This is a genomic window from Pseudomonas bananamidigenes (assembly GCF_001679645.1).
Classification (GTDB): domain Bacteria; phylum Pseudomonadota; class Gammaproteobacteria; order Pseudomonadales; family Pseudomonadaceae; genus Aquipseudomonas; species Aquipseudomonas bananamidigenes.
Genome location: NZ_LRUN01000053.1, coordinates 18,585 through 33,408, shown reverse-complemented (window position 1 = coordinate 33,408; position 14,824 = coordinate 18,585). Strand labels below are relative to the sequence as shown.

The window sequence follows — 14,824 nt, the reverse complement described above, 5'->3', positions numbered from 1 at the left end:
AAAATAAAAGCTCGCAGGAGCGTAAGCGCTGTTCACGCGGGCAGCCGCAACCGAGCGCAGGGCGCGGGTGGCAGGCAGCTGTACGATGGCGTTGAACATGGCATGTCTCCGATGAATGCGGCGAGCTTACTAGAGCCCGAGGCGCGTCGGCAATCAGAAAATACTATCGAGTTCCAAAGTCTGCACCTATGACTTGAGCCTTTCACAGGCTATGACACACTCTGCATTTTTCCGGTGCGACAGGGCTGAAACATCGTCGATACAGATGGTGGAGGGAGATCTTCTTGAAAGAAGTTGATGCGCACGGGCGTTTCTACTTGCGACCGGCAACGCCCGGTGACCTGCCGTTTACGCGAGAAATCACCTGCCGGAACATGCTCCGCTATTACATCCACTACGATCTGTTGTGGCAGGACGAAGCATTTGACCTGGCCTGGGGCGGTCGCGACAACTGGTTGATCGAGTGCGAGGGGGACGTGGCAGGTTATTTCAGCCTGAGTCGTGACGGGCGAGCGTTGTACATTCGCGAATTACAGGTCAGCGAGGCTTTCCAGAGGCAGGGTGCAGGTTCCTGGGCGATCGATCAGATTGTTGCAATGGCGCGCAAGGAGCGCCGACCGGCATTGCGCCTCACGGTTTTCAAGAACAATCCGGCGCAGAACCTCTATCGTAGAAAGAGATTGATTGTGCAGGGCGAGGATGAATGTTTCCTGCGAATGCAGCTGGATTTCAGTACAGATGTGCTCTGAAACGCAGATCCGGCAAGCCTTCAATGATGGATTGAAACTTTTTAAATTTTGCTTGCCGCTAGGTCTGTCTGGCACTTTTTGCTAAGGTGTCCGGCATCCCAATAAGACCATATCGCGAGGTGTCTGCTTGATTAGGGTGCTAGTGGTCGATGACCATGATCTCGTTCGTACAGGCATTACACGTATGCTGGCCGATATCGATGGCCTGCAGGTGGTAGGCCAGGCCGAGTCCGGGGAAGAATCCCTCATCAAGGCCCGTGAATTGAAGCCCGATGTGGTGCTGATGGACGTCAAGATGCCAGGCATCGGCGGCCTGGAAGCCACGCGCAAACTGCTGCGCAGCCATCCGGACATCAAGGTCGTCGCTGTGACCGTGTGCGAGGAGGATCCGTTTCCGACGCGTCTGTTGCAGGCCGGTGCAGCGGGTTATCTGACCAAGGGCGCTGGACTGCCGGAAATGGTGCAGGCCATTCGCCTGGTGTTTGCCGGTCAGCGCTACATCAGTCCGCAGATTGCCCAGCAACTGGCGATCAAGTCCTTCCAGCCTACCAATGATTCTCCGTTCGACGCCTTGTCCGAGCGGGAAATCCAGATTGCCCTGATGATTGTCGGCTGTCAGAAGGTACAGATCATTTCCGACAAGCTGTGTCTTTCGCCCAAGACCGTCAATACCTACCGTTATCGCATTTTCGAGAAGCTTTCGATCAGCAGTGATGTCGAATTGACGTTGCTTGCCGTGCGCCATGGCATGGTCGATGCCAGCGCCTGATCATGACTGAGACATTCGATTCCGGCGCGTTCCTGTCGACGGTCAGCGGGCGCCCTGGCGTTTACCGCATGTTCGACGCCGATGCGCGTCTGTTGTACGTCGGCAAGGCCAAGAATCTCAAGAAGCGTCTGGCCAGCTATTTTCGAAAAACCGGACTTGCGCCCAAGACCGCTGCGCTGGTGGGGCGAATCGCTCAGGTCGAAACCACCATTACGGCCAATGAGACCGAAGCGCTGCTGCTTGAACAGACGCTGATCAAGGAGTGGCGGCCTCCCTATAACATCCTGCTGCGCGACGATAAGTCCTACCCGTACGTGTTTCTGTCTGACGGACAATTCCCCAGACTGAGCATTCACCGTGGCGCGAAGAAGGCCAAGGGCAAGTATTTCGGACCTTACCCGAGTGCCGGGGCCATACGCGAAAGCCTGGCTCTTCTGCAGAAGACGTTTTTCGTGCGCCAGTGCGAAGACAGTTATTACAAGAACCGGACGCGTCCCTGTCTGCAATACCAGATCAAACGCTGCAAGGCCCCATGTGTCGGGCTCGTCGAGCCGCAAGTGTACGCCGAAGATGTTCGCCACTCGGTGATGTTCCTGGAGGGGCGCAGCCACGCGTTGACCAACGAGTTGTCGAGTGCGATGGAGGAGGCTGCGATCAACCTTGAGTTCGAACGCGCCGCCGAGTTGCGCGACCAGATCGCATTGCTGCGCAGGGTTCAGGACCAGCAAAGCATGGAAGGCGGCACGGGTGACATCGATGTGATCGCGGCATTCGTCAACCCGGGCGGGGCCTGTGTCCATTTGATCAGCGTCCGGGGCGGGCGGGTTCTGGGAAGCAAGAATTTCTTCCCGCAGGTCGGTATCGAAGAGGACGTGTCAGAGGTCATGGCCGCGTTTCTCGGTCAGTACTTCATCAGCAGCCCCGAGCGCGATTTGCCAAGTGAGTTGATCGTCAATGTCGTGCACGATGATTTTCCTGCCTTGATTGAGGCGATCCATGAACTGCGGGGACGCGAACTGAGCATCAGCCATCGGGTTCGCGGAACGCGGGCGCGCTGGCAGCAACTGGCGGTGACGAACGCCGAACAGGCATTGGGTGCCCGGCTGGCCAACCGTCAGCATGTCGCGGCGCGCTTCGAGGCGTTGGCCGAGGTGCTGAACCTGGATGAGCCACCGCAGCGCCTGGAGTGCTACGACATCAGCCATTCCAGTGGCGAGGCAACCGTCGCGTCCTGTGTGGTCTTCGGGCCGGAAGGGGCGATCAAGTCGGATTACCGTCGCTACAACATCGAAGGTGTGACGGCGGGCGACGACTATGCTGCCATGCATCAGGCGCTCACCCGGCGCTTCAGCAAGTTGAAGGACGGGGAAGGCAAATTGCCGGATATTCTGTTGGTCGACGGTGGCAAGGGCCAGTTGTCGATGGCGCGCGAGGTGCTCAACGAACTGGCCGTACCGGATCTGATCCTGTTGGGTGTCGCGAAAGGCGCGACACGCAAGGCGGGGTTCGAGACGTTGTATCTGAATGATGCGGCGCATGAGTTTACCTTGCGCGGCGACTCGCCGGCATTGCATCTGATCCAGCAGATCCGTGACGAGGCCCACCGGTTCGCGATCACCGGACACCGTGCGCGCCGCGGGAAAACCCGTCGTACGTCTACGCTGGAAGGCGTAGCGGGCGTAGGACCAACCCGACGCAGAGACTTGTTGAAACATTTTGGTGGATTGCAGGAGCTGTCTCGTGCAAGCATCGAAGAGATCGCCAAAGCGCCGGGGATCAGTAAAAAGCTAGCAGAGTCGATTTATGCAAACCTGCATAGTGAGTAGAATGCCCATTCACCTCGTAGCCAGTTGTGCCGATGAATATCCCTAATCTGATTACCGTTCTCCGTGTCCTGCTCATCCCGATCTTCATTTTGCTGTTCTATCTGCCTTACCAGTGGAGTTATCTGGCCTCAAGTTCGGTATTCGCCTTCGCGGCAGCGACAGATTGGCTCGATGGTTATCTGGCACGTCGTCTGGAACAAAGCACTCCGTTCGGCGCGTTTCTGGACCCTGTCGCTGACAAGCTGATGGTCGCCGTTGCGCTGGTGTTGCTGGTGCAAGAACACGGAAATCTGTGGCTCACACTGCCGGCGGCCGTCATCATCGGTCGCGAGATTGTCGTTTCGGCGTTGCGTGAATGGATGGCCGAACTGGGGGCGCGGGCGCACGTTGCCGTATCGAACCTGGGTAAATGGAAAACCGCTGCGCAAATGCTCGCGCTGGTGATTCTCCTGGCCAATCCCAAGGACTTCAGTTTCTGGGTTTTCATTGGTTACACATTGCTGATGGTATCTGCCGGCCTGACCCTGTGGTCGATGGTTCAATACCTTCGCGCTGCCTGGCCGCATCTGAAGACCGATGTTGAAAAGAAATAAAACTTTTTTGAATCAAAGGGTTGACGGCGCTTCTGATTTCTATAGAATGCGCCACACCAAGCGGGAATAGCTCAGTTGGTAGAGCACGACCTTGCCAAGGTCGGGGTCGCGAGTTCGAGTCTCGTTTCCCGCTCCAGTTTGTACAACGTTTGTTGTTTCGCTACTGACAGCAAATGTTTTGAGGCCGAGTAGCAAAATGGTTATGCAGCGGATTGCAAATCCGCCTACGCCGGTTCGATTCCGACCTCGGCCTCCACTATAAACGAGCTCCGTAGATCCATGATTTACGGAGCTTTTTTATTTCCATCTGAATGATGGGTTTAGTCTTCAAAACAAGCTTTGCGAACTTGCTTCACCGGGGACTGATGTATATATTTCCCCCTCTGCTGAACGGGCAGCAATCTGTCAGGATCGCGAACCGGCATCAGAGCAACGCAACACCGCGCTACCGCCCGAATGGCGAAACTGGTAGACGCATGGGACTTAAAATCCCCCGCTCGTAAGGGCGTGCCGGTTCGATTCCGGCTTCGGGCACCATCTTAAATCAAGGGTTTGCGAGCGAAAGCTGATGCAAACCCTTGTTTGTTTCCGGTCCGCAATTTTGACAGTGGTCCGCAAATCACTTCGTAGGCATCACTCCACGCCGCCGGCGGCGGCGGCAGAGGAATTAATTGTCGCCTGCTTCCAGCCAGTAGTGGCAGTTCGTCAAACCCACGATTTTACCGATGCTGACAATCGGATACGCATTGCTCGTGAAGAAATTTTCGGCCCTGTGCTGACGATCATTCCTTATGAGACGGAATCACTCGATAGCCAGAAGATACGATTGCAGTGGTGCGCCGTGTGCCTGGTCGAACCGGATGGCCCGGTTCAATCAGGCGCTGCCTGGATGAAGGTCTGACCGCTTATGCATACCCCTCGACGAATTACCGGAAACGGGGCAGTGGCCGATCGATCGGTTTGAGCGACGACAGCGTGCTGCGGATCAGCGGTGTGTCCTTTTCGATGTCGTTCAGCCGGTCGCGGATGCGCAGGGCGGTGGGGTGCCCGCCTTGATGGTCGACCCAGTCGGCGATCTCCTTGCAGGCGGCGGCGAGACGTGCCTCCCGGGCCTCGAGCAAGGTGAGGAGAGTGGTGATGGACTCTCTTTCGGACATGGAACACCTCCGTTCGGTAAAACGCTCTGAGGCAGCAAAAAGCCCGCGAAGCGCGAGCTCTCTGCCGATGGGGCGCTGCTCCTTCAGCTCGTTTGAGTATAGACCCGTAAATGACAGCTATCCGTTGCAAGACGAATTCACGGACAACCGGGGGCTGGCTGCGACGATCTGATGCAACGCTGCAAGGCCTACAGGTCTTCCATGGCGTTATCGCCGTTGCTGTGTGTCAGATCAACTATAGAAGCCCTGACCGATCGTGCAAAAAATACACAGCTCAGTTCGTCGGCTGGAACGACCAGCCCGACGGCTGCCAATGCAGATTGTGAGTCGGATGTAACGCCCGCAAAAACGCTTGATCGTGTGAAACCACGACAATTGCTCCGGGAAATGTCTGCAGAGCCTGTTCGAAAGCTTCCACTGATGGCAGGTCCAGATGATTGGTAGGCTCATCGAGCAGCAACAGTTGTGCGGGTGTTTCCCTCCACAACGCCAGTGCCAGTGCCGCTTTCAAACGTTCGCCGCCACTCAGTGATCCGCAGGGTTGCGTGGCGCGGCGGGCGTCCAGTTGCAGTTGCGCCAGATAACTGCGCAGGGTGCCTTCTTCCAATGCCGTGCCATGGGCTGTCAGTTGTTCAATGATGGAGGGCTGATCGTCCAACAGATTCAGTTGTTGATCGAGAAATGCGCAAGGCACATGGGTCGTGCTGTGTCCGCCGATTGCACGCACTTCTCCGGCAAGCATTTTCAGCAAGGTCGATTTGCCGCACCCGTTGGGGCCACTGACGGCGACCCGCATCGGACCATACAACCAGAGATTCAATCGGCTCGTCGGCAGGGCGGGAGATATCCAGGGCAGTCCTGCGTCAATCAACGTACAGACCTGGCGGGCAGTCGGCACGTTGCTGCCTGGCAGGTTGACCGACACGCAGTCTTCGGGAGCTACTTTGGCATAGGCCTCGCGTACCTGATTATCCAGATCGGATTTGCGCCTCTCATGGGCGCAGCGGACATGCCCCATGATTTCCCGGGCGGCTCCCTTGATGGCGACGCGTTCGAAACTGGCAATGTTGGCCGTTTCAGCATTGCGGCGAGAGGTGGCCGCGCGTCGTTGTATGGTGTCGTGTTCGCGCTGCAAGCGTAACCGTTCACGGTGACGTTCGCTCCTGGCCTGGTCGAGGCGGGCTTGCGCGGCTGCCTGGTGGATTTTCTGTTGCTCTCGAAACGCCGAGTAATTGCCGCCGAACTCGTTCGCGCCTGCGGCGGTGAGTTCGACGATGCGCTGCATCCGGTCCAGCAACTGCCGGTCATGGCTGATGACGATCAAGCCACTGCGCCATTGTTCGAGCATGCCGAGCAGCCATTGCCGGCCGGTTGCATCCAGGTGATTGCTCGGCTCATCAAGAATCAACAATGATGGCTGAGTCAAGAAAGCACCGATCAGGGCAATACGCGCCTGCTGGCCGCCGCTCAGATTGCTCATTCGGTCGCCAAACCCTGCGTGGACCAGTCCGGCGTCATCCAGCAAGCGTCGCAAGCGTTCCGCAAGATCCCAATGTTCGCCGACGATGTCGAAGTCCTCGACGCAACCATCACCTTCGTTCAGACGACCGAGTGCCTGAAGAATGGTGGTGCTGCCTGTCGCATCGGCCACGGTCTGACCGATTGGCACGACAGGGTTTTGTTCCACATAGGCTGTCGTCACGGAACGCACCACGCCGCCGCTCGTGGGTTGTAAAACCCCGGCGATCAAGCGCGCCAGCACGCTCTTGCCAACGCCGTTGCGCCCGACGATGGCGGTGGGGGTGTGGTCGAACTTCAGATTGAGTGCATCGAAAATCGTCTCGCCATTGGCGAGCTGGAAACCCAGCTGGTTCAGGGAGACGAGAGCAGGCGTACGCGAGACGTGAGTCATCGGCACCTCCAAAAAATGTCGTGAACACTGACAAGCGCCTTGAAAGGCGTGTCGCGATTACATTTTTGAAGGCTTAGTTGTTCACTTCTGCGGTCGTCCTGAAGGAAGGAAAGTCGCAAGCCTAGCCGAGACGCCCGCAGGGTTCAAGGCGTGGTTGCCATGTCGACCATGCGTTCCAGAAAGATCGCCAGGGCGACTTCCTCCCTGCGCAAGCCTTTGCGCACCCGAGGCCTCGGAAGATCGGCCAGCGCCCCCAGCATGAAATGCTCGACCACCGCCGGATGGATATAGCACTTGCGACAGACGGCCGGTGTATTGCCCAGTTGTCGCGCCACACCCTTGACCATCTCCGCCACATGTCGTTTGGCCTCGGTTTCCGACTCCCATTGCAGCTCTCGCAATACCGCCAGCGCCAGCGCGCTGCCGGCCCAGGTGCGATAGTCCTTGGCGGTGAAGTCTGCGCCGGTGAGGGTTTGCAGATACGCGTTGACGTCTTGCGAACTGACGGTGTGCCGCTCGCCGTTTTCATCCAGGTACTGGAACAGGTTCTGCCCCGGAATTTCCATGCAACGCTTGATGATGCGCGCCAGGCGTCGGTCCTTCACGGTGATTTGATGCTCGATGCCGCTCTTGCCGCGAAACTGGAACAGAATCGCGCTGCCGTTGATCTCGACGTGTCGATTGCGCAGGGTAGTCAGTCCGTACGACCGATTCTCTCGTGCGTATTGAGTATTGCCGACGCGGATCAACGTGGCATCGAGCAGGGTGATCACCGTGGCCATCACTTTGTCACGGCTGAACCCAGGCGCGGCCAGCAGTGCTTCCAGCCGTTTGCGCAGCTTCGGTAAGGCCATGCCGAATTCGCGAAGACGAGAGTATTTGTCGGCATCACGGACTTCGCGCCAGCGCGGATGATAACGGTATTGCTTGCGCCCGCGGGCATCACGACCGGTGGCCTGCAAGTGGCCGCGAGGGTCGGCGCAGATCCAGACATCGGTGTAGGCCGGCGGCACGGCCAGCGCATTGAGGCGTTTGACTTCGTCCGGGTCGACGATGCGCTGGCCGTGGGGGTCGAAATAGCAGAACTTGCCACGCAGCTTCTTGCGTGTGATTCCGGGTTGAGTGTCATCGACGTAGTGCAGGTCCGAAGGCAACACTTCGGTCAGCGCGGCATCGGGCATGGCGGATTCCCTGGTGGCGGTCTGTTGTTACAGCGATTGACCGCATGCTCCGCCAGTCGTGCCGTCGCGATTCAGGCCAGAACCGCGACGGCCTTGATCTGCGCCCACAATGCCTGGCCCGGATGCACGCCCAACTGATCCCGGGAGTATCGCGTGATACGCGCCAGCAGCGGCGTGCCGCCGGCATCCAGTCGAATCAGCACATGTGCGGCATTGTCGGCAGGCATCTCGCTGACCACTCTGACCGGCAGGCGGTTGAGGATGCTGCTGTGTTCGCTGTCATGCAACGTCAGGCTGACATCGCGGGCCTGTACTTTGCAGCGCAGTGCCTGACCGACGGCCATTGGCGCGTGAGTCACGCGAATATCCAGCAAGGTGTCGGGCAGTCGCAGGCAGAGTAACTGGTAGGCGTGATCGTAAGAGGTGACCTGACCCTCGATGATTACGCCGGCGTCATCGCCCATGGCCAATGGCAGATCAAGACGTGCCAGGGTTTCTCCAATCGGACCGCTGGCCAGCGCTTTACCCGCTTCGAGCACCACCAGATGATCGGCCAGCCGCGCCACTTCATCCTGGGCGTGGCTGACATACAGAACCGGAATATCGAGTTCGTCGTGCAGGCGTTGCAGGTAAGGCAGGATTTCACTTTTTCGCTGGCTGTCGAGCGCGGCCAGGGGTTCGTCCATCAGCAGCAGTTTCGGACTGGTCAACAAGGCACGAGCAATGCCGACGCGCTGACGTTCGCCACCGGACAGATGCTGCGGATGCCGTTCCAGTAAATGGCCGATCCCCAGCAGTTCGGTGGCTTGCGCCAGGTCGACCCGGCGCTGGTCTTTCGCGATGCGCTTGAGGCCGAATTGCAGGTTGGCCAGCACCGAGAGGTGCGCAAACAGGCTGGCCTCCTGAAAAACATAACCCAGCGCTCGTCTGTGGGGCGGGACAAAGATACCGGTTCGGCTGTCCTGCCAGACTTCACCATTGATGCTGATAAAAGCTTCAGAGGCGCGTTCGAGCCCGGCGATACAGCGCAGGCAAGTGGTCTTGCCCGAACCGGACTGCCCGAACAGCGCGGTCACGCCTCGGCCCGGCAAACTCAGGTCGACATCCAGGCCGAAGCCTGGCCAGGCAAGTTTCAAGCGAGCTTCAATCATCGATCAACTCCAGCCTGCGCGCGACTTGCGGCCGGAATAAAGCGCCAGCAACACCAGAAACGAAAACACCAGCATCGCCCCGGCGAGCCAATGCGCCTGTGAGTAGTCCATGGCTTCGACATGATCGTAGATCTGGACCGACACCACGCGGGTCTTGTCGGGAATATTGCCGCCGATCATCAGCACCACACCGAATTCGCCGACGGTATGGGCGAAGCCGAGAATCGCCGCGGTAATGAATCCGGGGCGTGCGAGCGGCAGGATGACGCTGAAAAAAGTGTCCCAGGGATTGGCACGCAAAGTGGCGGCCACTTCCAGCGGGCGAGTGCCGATGGCGGAGAAGGCGTTTTGCAACGGTTGCACCACAAAAGGCATGGAATAGAGCACCGAACCGATCACCAGCCCGGTGAAACTGAAGGTCAGCGTGCCAAGCCCCAGCCACTGGGTGAAATGGCCAAGAAAGCCGTTCGGCCCCATGGCCAGCAACAGATAAAAGCCGATCACGGTCGGCGGCAACACAAGGGGCAGGGCGACGATGGCCCCGATGGGGCCGCGCAGCCAGGAACGGCTGCGTGACAACCACAGGGCAATCGGAGTGCCGATGACCAGCAGGATTGCGGTGGTCAGGGACGCCAGTTTCAGGGTCAGCCAGATCGCCGCGAAATCGGCACTCGTCAGCGACATTTACAGCTGGTAACCGTAGGACTTGATGACCGCAGCGGCTTTCGGGCCCTTGAGGTAGTCAACCAGCGCCTTGGCGGCGGCGTTGTCCTTGCCTTTGTTCAGGATGACGGCGTCCTGCTTGATCGGGTCGTGCATGCTCGCCGGAACGATCCACGCCGAGCCGCTGCTGACCTTGCCGTCCTTGTAGATCTGCGACAGGGCGACAAAGCCCAGTTCGGCGTTGCCGGTGGATACGAACTGGTAGGCCTGAGTGATGTTCTGGCCTTCAACGATCTTGGCTTTGGTCGCTTCCGTCAATTTCAGCTTTTCCAGCACCTGGGTGGCGGCGAGGCCATAAGGAGCGGCTTTCGGGTTGGCGATGGACAGGTGCTGGTATTGGTTTTTCTTCAGCACGTCGCCTTTGGGGTCGACGTAACCTTCCTTGGCCGACCACAGCGCCAGAGTGCCAATGGCGTAGGTAAAGCGCGAACCTTTGACTGTGTCACCTTCCTTTTCCAGTTTTTCAGGTGTGGTGTCGTCAGCCGAGAGGAACACCTCGAACGGCGCGCCGTTCTTGATCTGGGTGTAGAACTGTCCGGTAGCACCATAGGCTGCCACCAGTTTGTGCCCGGTGTCTTTTTCGAAATCGGCGGCGATCGCCTGAATCGGCGCAGTGAAGTTGGCCGCGACGGCGACCTGCACTTCATCGGCCTGAACAGCACCCACGGTAAATGCCGCGATCAGAGAGGCCAGGCAGGCAGGGGCAAAACGTGAGGCACGAATGGTCATGTAACAGCTCCGTTGTAGGCAGGTGCAGTGGGCAGTTGTTGTTAGAGGGGTAGACTGCGCCGATGCGAGGGGGAATCGCTATATAGGTGAATATATAGCGAAACATCGTTAAACGGAAAGTGCTGGTTTCACCTCGGGCAAAGGCGCGCTGCCTGTCACCTGTCTGCGTGGATTATCGAACCAGTTTCGCCAATGCGCCTTCGGCCAGTTGTCGGGTCAGTTGCGCACTGCTCAGTTCCTTGCCCAATGCAAACGCCTGACCGGCCCAGAGATTGCTGAAACCGGCCTCGTCCTTGGCGCGCAAGGGCATCAGAGCGCCACCGGCCAAAGGAAACGCCGGGGCTTTGTCTGACATCGGCCCCAGCTCGCGCATCGCCCGGTTCAGAATTCCCCGTGCCGGCCGTCCGGTGAACAGGTTGGTGATCGCCGTTTCACTGTCTTTTGCCGTACGCAACGCCTTGTGATGCGAGGCGCTGATGTTTGCCTCCGGTGTAAACAGATAAGCCGTGCCGACCTGCACGGCCGATGCCCCGAGCATGAGGGCGGCCGCAACGCCTCGCGCATCGGCAACCGCACCGGCAGCAATCACCGGCACCTTGACCGCATCGACGATCTGCGGAACCAGGGCGAAGGTCCCGACCTGACTGCTCAGGTCGTCGCTGAGGAACATGCCCCGGTGGCCGCCGGCTTCGTAGCCCATGGCGATGATTGCGTCGCAACCGTTCTGTTCCAGCCAGACGGCCTCATCGACGTTGGTTGCCGACGACAGGATTTTCGCCCCGGTGGCCTTGACCCGGTTCAGCAGGGATTTTTCCGGCTGGCCAAAGTGGAAACTCACCACCTCCGGGCGGATCTCTTCAATCACCTCGCAAGCGGCCAGATCAAACGGGGTGCGGTTGGATACCGGAGTCGGTGCATCGAAGTCGGCACCCAGTTCGCGGTAGTAGGGTTCCAGCAGATTCTTCCAGTCTCGTGCCCGCTGCTCATCGGGTATCGGTGGCTGGTGGCAGAAAAAATTGACGTTGAAAGGTTTGTCGGTGCCCTGGCGGATGGCCTTCAGCTCCTGGCGTAGTTGCTCGACGCTCAGCAGTGCCGCCGGCATCGACCCCAGCCCGCCTGCATTGCACACGGCGATGACCATCGACGAATTTGTGGCTCCGGCCAACGGGCCCTGGATGATCGGCAGTTCGATGCCGAGCAGATCGAGAATGCGGGTGTCTGGCCATTGGCTCATGGAATAGGCTCCGAAGGACAAAGCAGGGCAGAGAAGCTCAAGCCGGTTTTTTACCAGCAAAACCGGCTTCAGGGCCAGCCGGGATTTGTGGTTTTGCGGTCATTGCAGTCATCGCTGACGCAATCTTTCAGCGATTGGCGGAAAGTCGAGTGGGGCAATAAGGTTGCAGTGTGCTATTTGAATGCCATGAATCTTCGAACTCACGCCCCGGGAGGCAAACATGTTCAACGGCATTCTGATCGACAAAGACGACTCCGGTTATCGCGCCACCCTGAAGGAAATCGACGAGCAACAATTGCCCGAGGGGGATGTGACAGTGCGGGTCGCGTACAGCACGCTCAATTTCAAGGACGGGCTGGCGATTACCGGCAGCAGTCCGGTGGTGCGCAAGTTCCCGATGGTGCCGGGGATCGACCTGGCCGGGACGGTGGAAGTCAGCTCCCATCCGGACTACAAGGCCGGCGATCAGGTATTGCTCAATGGTTGGGGCGTGGGAGAAAGCCACTGGGGAGGTCTGGCTCAAAAGGCACGGCTCAATGGCGACTGGTTGATCCCGCTGCCCAAAGCATTTTCCCCGGCCCAGGCGATGGCTGTCGGCACGGCCGGCTATACGGCGATGCTGTGCATCATGGCGCTGGAGCGAAATGGTGTGACACCAGACCAGGGCGAAGTACTGGTCACCGGTGCCAATGGCGGGGTCGGCAGCTTTGCCATAGCCTTGTTGCACAAGCTTGGCTACCGCGTGGCGGCATCCACCGGGCGGGTGTCGGAGCATGTATATCTGCAGCAACTGGGCGCCAGCGAAATCATTGATCGTGCGACCTTGTCCGAGCCTGGCAAACCATTGGCGAAGGAGCGCTGGGCTGCGGTGATCGATTCGGTCGGCAGTCATACCTTGGCCAATGCCTGTGCGAGTACCCGTGCTGAAGGTACCGTCGCGGCGTGCGGTCTGGCTCAAGGCATGGACTTCCCGGCGTCAGTGGCCCCGTTCATTTTGCGTGGCGTGACGCTGGCCGGCATCAACAGCGTGACCCAGCCCAAGGCTCGTCGAGTCGAGGCCTGGACGCGTCTGGCCAAGGATCTGGATTTCGCCCTGTTGCCCCTGATCAGCCACGAAATCGGCCTCAGCGAAGCGATCGAAGCGGCTCCGACATTGCTCGCCGGCCAACTGCGCGGACGGGTTGTGGTGGACGTCAATCGCTGACACATTAAGTGCGATCGCGAACCTGTCGGGCCGCAGTTGAAAAAGGGAGCGGCACTTCAATGGATTTACGACAGCAGCATGTCGAGTCGTTCACGGTTTCAGGCTTGCGGGTGCGCACCACCAATGCCGCAGAGCACAAGGCCGAAACCGCGAAAATCGGGCCCATGTGGGGAGCGTTCTTCGGCAGGAACCTGGCGCAGGAGATTCCCGGCAAACTGACCGAATCCCCGATCTACGGTGTGTATTCGGCCTACGAGTCGGACGCTTCTGGTGCGTTTGATGTGACCGCAGGCGTTGCTGTCGTCGATCCGCAAAACGGCTTCGAATCGATCCGCATCGAGAGCGGGGAGTATCTGGTATTCGAGGGACAGGGCGCATTGCCGGAGGCGGTCATCGCTACCTGGGGGCGGATCTGGAAATACTTCGAAGCCAACCCGCAGATTCAGCGCCGCTATGCCACCGACTTCGAGACCTACCTTGGTCCCGAGTCGGTAGCGATCTACATCGGCATTCGTTAAGAGCGGGTTTCCCGGGACAACAGCTCACGCTTGCGTTCCACGCCCCAGCGATAACCCGAGAGATTTCCGTCGCTGCGCACCACGCGGTGGCAAGGGATCGCCACCGCGAGGCTGTTGGCACCGCAAGCCTGAGCCACGGCCCGCACTGCTTTCGGGGAGCCGATGCGCTGGGCGATGTCGGCGTAACTGGCGGTGCTGCCGACCGGTATTTCACGCAGCGCCTGCCAGACCCGTTCCTGAAACGCCGTGCCCTGTACATCCAGTGGCAGGTCGAGGCCGATGGCCGGCGCTTCGATGAAACCGACGACATGGGCGATCAGTTGCTCGAACTCGGCATCGGCACCGATCAGGTTGGCCCGACGAAACTGGTCCTGCAGGTCGCAGACCAATTGATGCGGATCATCTCCCAACAGAATCGCACAGATGCCTCGTGCACTCTGGGCTACCAGAATGGCACCGAGCGAACACTGGCCGACTGCAAAACGGATGTCGTTGTTTTGTCCGGCGGCCCGGAAGTCGCCCGGTTTCATGCCCAGCAACTGATCTGCCGATTCATAGAAGCGGCTGTTTGAGTTGAAACCGGCGTCGTACAGCGCGTCGGTTACCGAGTCGCCATCCGCCAGACGTTGCCGCACTCTGCGGGAGCGATGTGCAGCAGCGTAACCTTTGGGTGTCAGGCCAGTGGCGGCTTTGAACACCCGATGGAAATGGAAGGGGCTGAGGCCGGCGGCTTCGGCCAGTTCGTTGAGTGCCGGCAGGGTTTCGGCGCTTTCGATCTGACGGCAGGCTGCGGCCACGGTCGCGGCATGTTGCGCGGCCACGTCGCTCTGATCCTTGCTCGCCCGTTTGCTGGGGCGATATCCCGCCGCTTCAGCTTCTTCGGCCGTGTCGAAGAACTCGACATTCTGCGGCTTCGGCAAGCGCGCCAGGCTGCTTGGGCGGCAATAGATGCCGGTGGTCTTCACGGCATAGACAAACTGCCCGTCCGCCCGTGGATCCCGTGCGATGACAGCGGCCCAGCGTGGATCATCTTGCGTGTTCAGAGTGGTGGAAAGCGTTTTCATGATGGAGAGTCCGT

15 protein-coding genes and 3 tRNA genes are annotated in these 14,824 nt (G+C 59.2%); 10 read left to right on the top strand and 8 right to left on the bottom strand.

Annotation, left to right across the window (positions count from 1 at the left end; translation table 11 throughout):
• Window positions 1–284 precede the first annotated feature (284 nt).
• From BBF94_RS18995 to BBF94_RS28470, 8 genes are all read left to right on the top strand, one after another.
• The gene (locus tag BBF94_RS18995) at window positions 285–749 is read left to right on the top strand and encodes a GNAT family N-acetyltransferase (protein ID WP_404820959.1); all 465 of its coding nucleotides are present in this window, start codon (window positions 285–287) and stop codon (window positions 747–749) included.
• Window positions 750–876: 127 nt separating this feature from the next.
• Window positions 877–1,518, top strand: a complete 642-nt coding sequence (gene gacA / locus BBF94_RS18990; protein ID WP_024012761.1) for a response regulator transcription factor GacA — start codon at window positions 877–879, stop codon at window positions 1,516–1,518.
• A 2-nt stretch (window positions 1,519–1,520) separates the two neighbouring features.
• On the top strand, window positions 1,521–3,344 hold the full coding sequence (gene uvrC / locus BBF94_RS18985) for an excinuclease ABC subunit UvrC (protein ID WP_065260514.1): 1,824 nt from the start codon (window positions 1,521–1,523) through the stop codon (window positions 3,342–3,344).
• Window positions 3,345–3,376: 32 nt separating this feature from the next.
• Window positions 3,377–3,937 (top strand): CDP-diacylglycerol--glycerol-3-phosphate 3-phosphatidyltransferase, encoded by a 561-nt coding sequence (gene pgsA / locus BBF94_RS18980; protein WP_065260513.1) that lies wholly within the window; start codon window positions 3,377–3,379, stop codon window positions 3,935–3,937.
• Between the two features lie 60 nt (window positions 3,938–3,997).
• A tRNA-Gly gene (locus BBF94_RS18975) sits at window positions 3,998–4,073 on the top strand.
• Between the two features lie 46 nt (window positions 4,074–4,119).
• Window positions 4,120–4,193: transfer RNA gene (locus BBF94_RS18970), tRNA-Cys, on the top strand.
• Between the two features lie 194 nt (window positions 4,194–4,387).
• Window positions 4,388–4,474: transfer RNA gene (locus BBF94_RS18965), tRNA-Leu, on the top strand.
• 31 nt (window positions 4,475–4,505) lie between these two features.
• Complete coding sequence (locus BBF94_RS28470) at window positions 4,506–4,838, top strand: aldehyde dehydrogenase family protein (RefSeq protein ID WP_082302438.1); 333 nt, start codon at window positions 4,506–4,508, stop codon at window positions 4,836–4,838.
• 25 nt (window positions 4,839–4,863) lie between these two features.
• Here the strand turns inward: BBF94_RS28470 and BBF94_RS18960 are convergent, their stop codons facing one another.
• The 7 genes from BBF94_RS18960 to BBF94_RS18930 all read right to left on the bottom strand — a co-directional run bounded on the left by BBF94_RS18960 (window position 4,864) and on the right by BBF94_RS18930 (window position 12,024).
• Entirely contained in the window at window positions 4,864–5,094 is a 231-nt protein-coding gene (locus tag BBF94_RS18960; RefSeq protein WP_065260512.1) for a hypothetical protein, read from the bottom strand.
• 274 nt (window positions 5,095–5,368) lie between these two features.
• Window positions 5,369–7,006: an ABC-F family ATP-binding cassette domain-containing protein gene (locus BBF94_RS18955; protein ID WP_065260511.1), complete on the bottom strand. Its 1,638-nt coding sequence runs from the start codon at window positions 7,004–7,006 to the stop codon at window positions 5,369–5,371.
• Between the two features lie 143 nt (window positions 7,007–7,149).
• On the bottom strand, window positions 7,150–8,187 hold the full coding sequence (locus BBF94_RS18950; RefSeq protein ID WP_065260510.1) for a DNA topoisomerase IB: 1,038 nt from the start codon (window positions 8,185–8,187) through the stop codon (window positions 7,150–7,152).
• Window positions 8,188–8,258: 71 nt separating this feature from the next.
• On the bottom strand, window positions 8,259–9,338 hold the full coding sequence (gene modC, locus BBF94_RS18945; RefSeq protein ID WP_065260509.1) for a molybdenum ABC transporter ATP-binding protein: 1,080 nt from the start codon (window positions 9,336–9,338) through the stop codon (window positions 8,259–8,261).
• 3 nt (window positions 9,339–9,341) lie between these two features.
• Window positions 9,342–10,022 (bottom strand): molybdate ABC transporter permease subunit, encoded by a 681-nt coding sequence (modB, locus tag BBF94_RS18940; protein ID WP_065260508.1) that lies wholly within the window; start codon window positions 10,020–10,022, stop codon window positions 9,342–9,344.
• A complete protein-coding gene (gene modA / locus BBF94_RS18935) occupies window positions 10,023–10,790 on the bottom strand; it encodes a molybdate ABC transporter substrate-binding protein (protein ID WP_065260507.1) in 768 nt (255 codons plus the stop codon).
• 172 nt (window positions 10,791–10,962) lie between these two features.
• Window positions 10,963–12,024: an NAD(P)H-dependent flavin oxidoreductase gene (locus BBF94_RS18930; RefSeq protein ID WP_065260506.1), complete on the bottom strand. Its 1,062-nt coding sequence runs from the start codon at window positions 12,022–12,024 to the stop codon at window positions 10,963–10,965.
• 220 nt (window positions 12,025–12,244) lie between these two features.
• Here BBF94_RS18930 and acuI point away from each other — a divergent pair, with 220 nt between their 5' ends.
• Both acuI and BBF94_RS18920 read left to right on the top strand, forming a co-directional pair.
• Entirely contained in the window at window positions 12,245–13,228 is a 984-nt protein-coding gene (gene acuI / locus BBF94_RS18925) for an acrylyl-CoA reductase (NADPH) (protein WP_065260505.1), read from the top strand.
• Between the two features lie 59 nt (window positions 13,229–13,287).
• Window positions 13,288–13,746, top strand: a complete 459-nt coding sequence (locus tag BBF94_RS18920) for a GyrI-like domain-containing protein (protein WP_065260504.1) — start codon at window positions 13,288–13,290, stop codon at window positions 13,744–13,746.
• On the opposite strand, the gene ada is transcribed toward BBF94_RS18920, so the two are convergent.
• Window positions 13,743–14,810: a bifunctional DNA-binding transcriptional regulator/O6-methylguanine-DNA methyltransferase Ada gene (gene ada, locus BBF94_RS18915; RefSeq protein ID WP_065260503.1), complete on the bottom strand. Its 1,068-nt coding sequence runs from the start codon at window positions 14,808–14,810 to the stop codon at window positions 13,743–13,745. The genes BBF94_RS18920 and ada overlap by 4 nt on opposite strands.
• Window positions 14,811–14,824 lie beyond the last annotated feature (14 nt).

What these genes read in the sequence shown, in the direction of transcription:
- modA (WP_065260507.1), bottom strand. Translation starts at nt 10,790, where the DNA reads ATGACCATTCGTGCCTCACGTTTTGCCCCTGCCTGCCTGGCCTCTCTG.
- pgsA (WP_065260513.1), top strand. Translation starts at nt 3,377, where the DNA reads ATGAATATCCCTAATCTGATTACCGTTCTCCGTGTCCTGCTCATCCCG.
- ada (WP_065260503.1), bottom strand. Translation starts at nt 14,810, where the DNA reads ATGAAAACGCTTTCCACCACTCTGAACACGCAAGATGATCCACGCTGG.
- BBF94_RS18920 (WP_065260504.1), top strand. Translation starts at nt 13,288, where the DNA reads ATGGATTTACGACAGCAGCATGTCGAGTCGTTCACGGTTTCAGGCTTG.
- BBF94_RS18930 (WP_065260506.1), bottom strand. Translation starts at nt 12,024, where the DNA reads ATGAGCCAATGGCCAGACACCCGCATTCTCGATCTGCTCGGCATCGAA.
- BBF94_RS28470 (WP_082302438.1), top strand. Translation starts at nt 4,506, where the DNA reads ATGCAAACCCTTGTTTGTTTCCGGTCCGCAATTTTGACAGTGGTCCGC.
- modB (WP_065260508.1), bottom strand. Translation starts at nt 10,022, where the DNA reads ATGTCGCTGACGAGTGCCGATTTCGCGGCGATCTGGCTGACCCTGAAA.
- BBF94_RS18950 (WP_065260510.1), bottom strand. Translation starts at nt 8,187, where the DNA reads ATGCCCGATGCCGCGCTGACCGAAGTGTTGCCTTCGGACCTGCACTAC.
- acuI (WP_065260505.1), top strand. Translation starts at nt 12,245, where the DNA reads ATGTTCAACGGCATTCTGATCGACAAAGACGACTCCGGTTATCGCGCC.
- BBF94_RS18960 (WP_065260512.1), bottom strand. Translation starts at nt 5,094, where the DNA reads ATGTCCGAAAGAGAGTCCATCACCACTCTCCTCACCTTGCTCGAGGCC.
- modC (WP_065260509.1), bottom strand. Translation starts at nt 9,338, where the DNA reads ATGATTGAAGCTCGCTTGAAACTTGCCTGGCCAGGCTTCGGCCTGGAT.
- uvrC (WP_065260514.1), top strand. Translation starts at nt 1,521, where the DNA reads ATGACTGAGACATTCGATTCCGGCGCGTTCCTGTCGACGGTCAGCGGG.
- BBF94_RS18955 (WP_065260511.1), bottom strand. Translation starts at nt 7,006, where the DNA reads ATGACTCACGTCTCGCGTACGCCTGCTCTCGTCTCCCTGAACCAGCTG.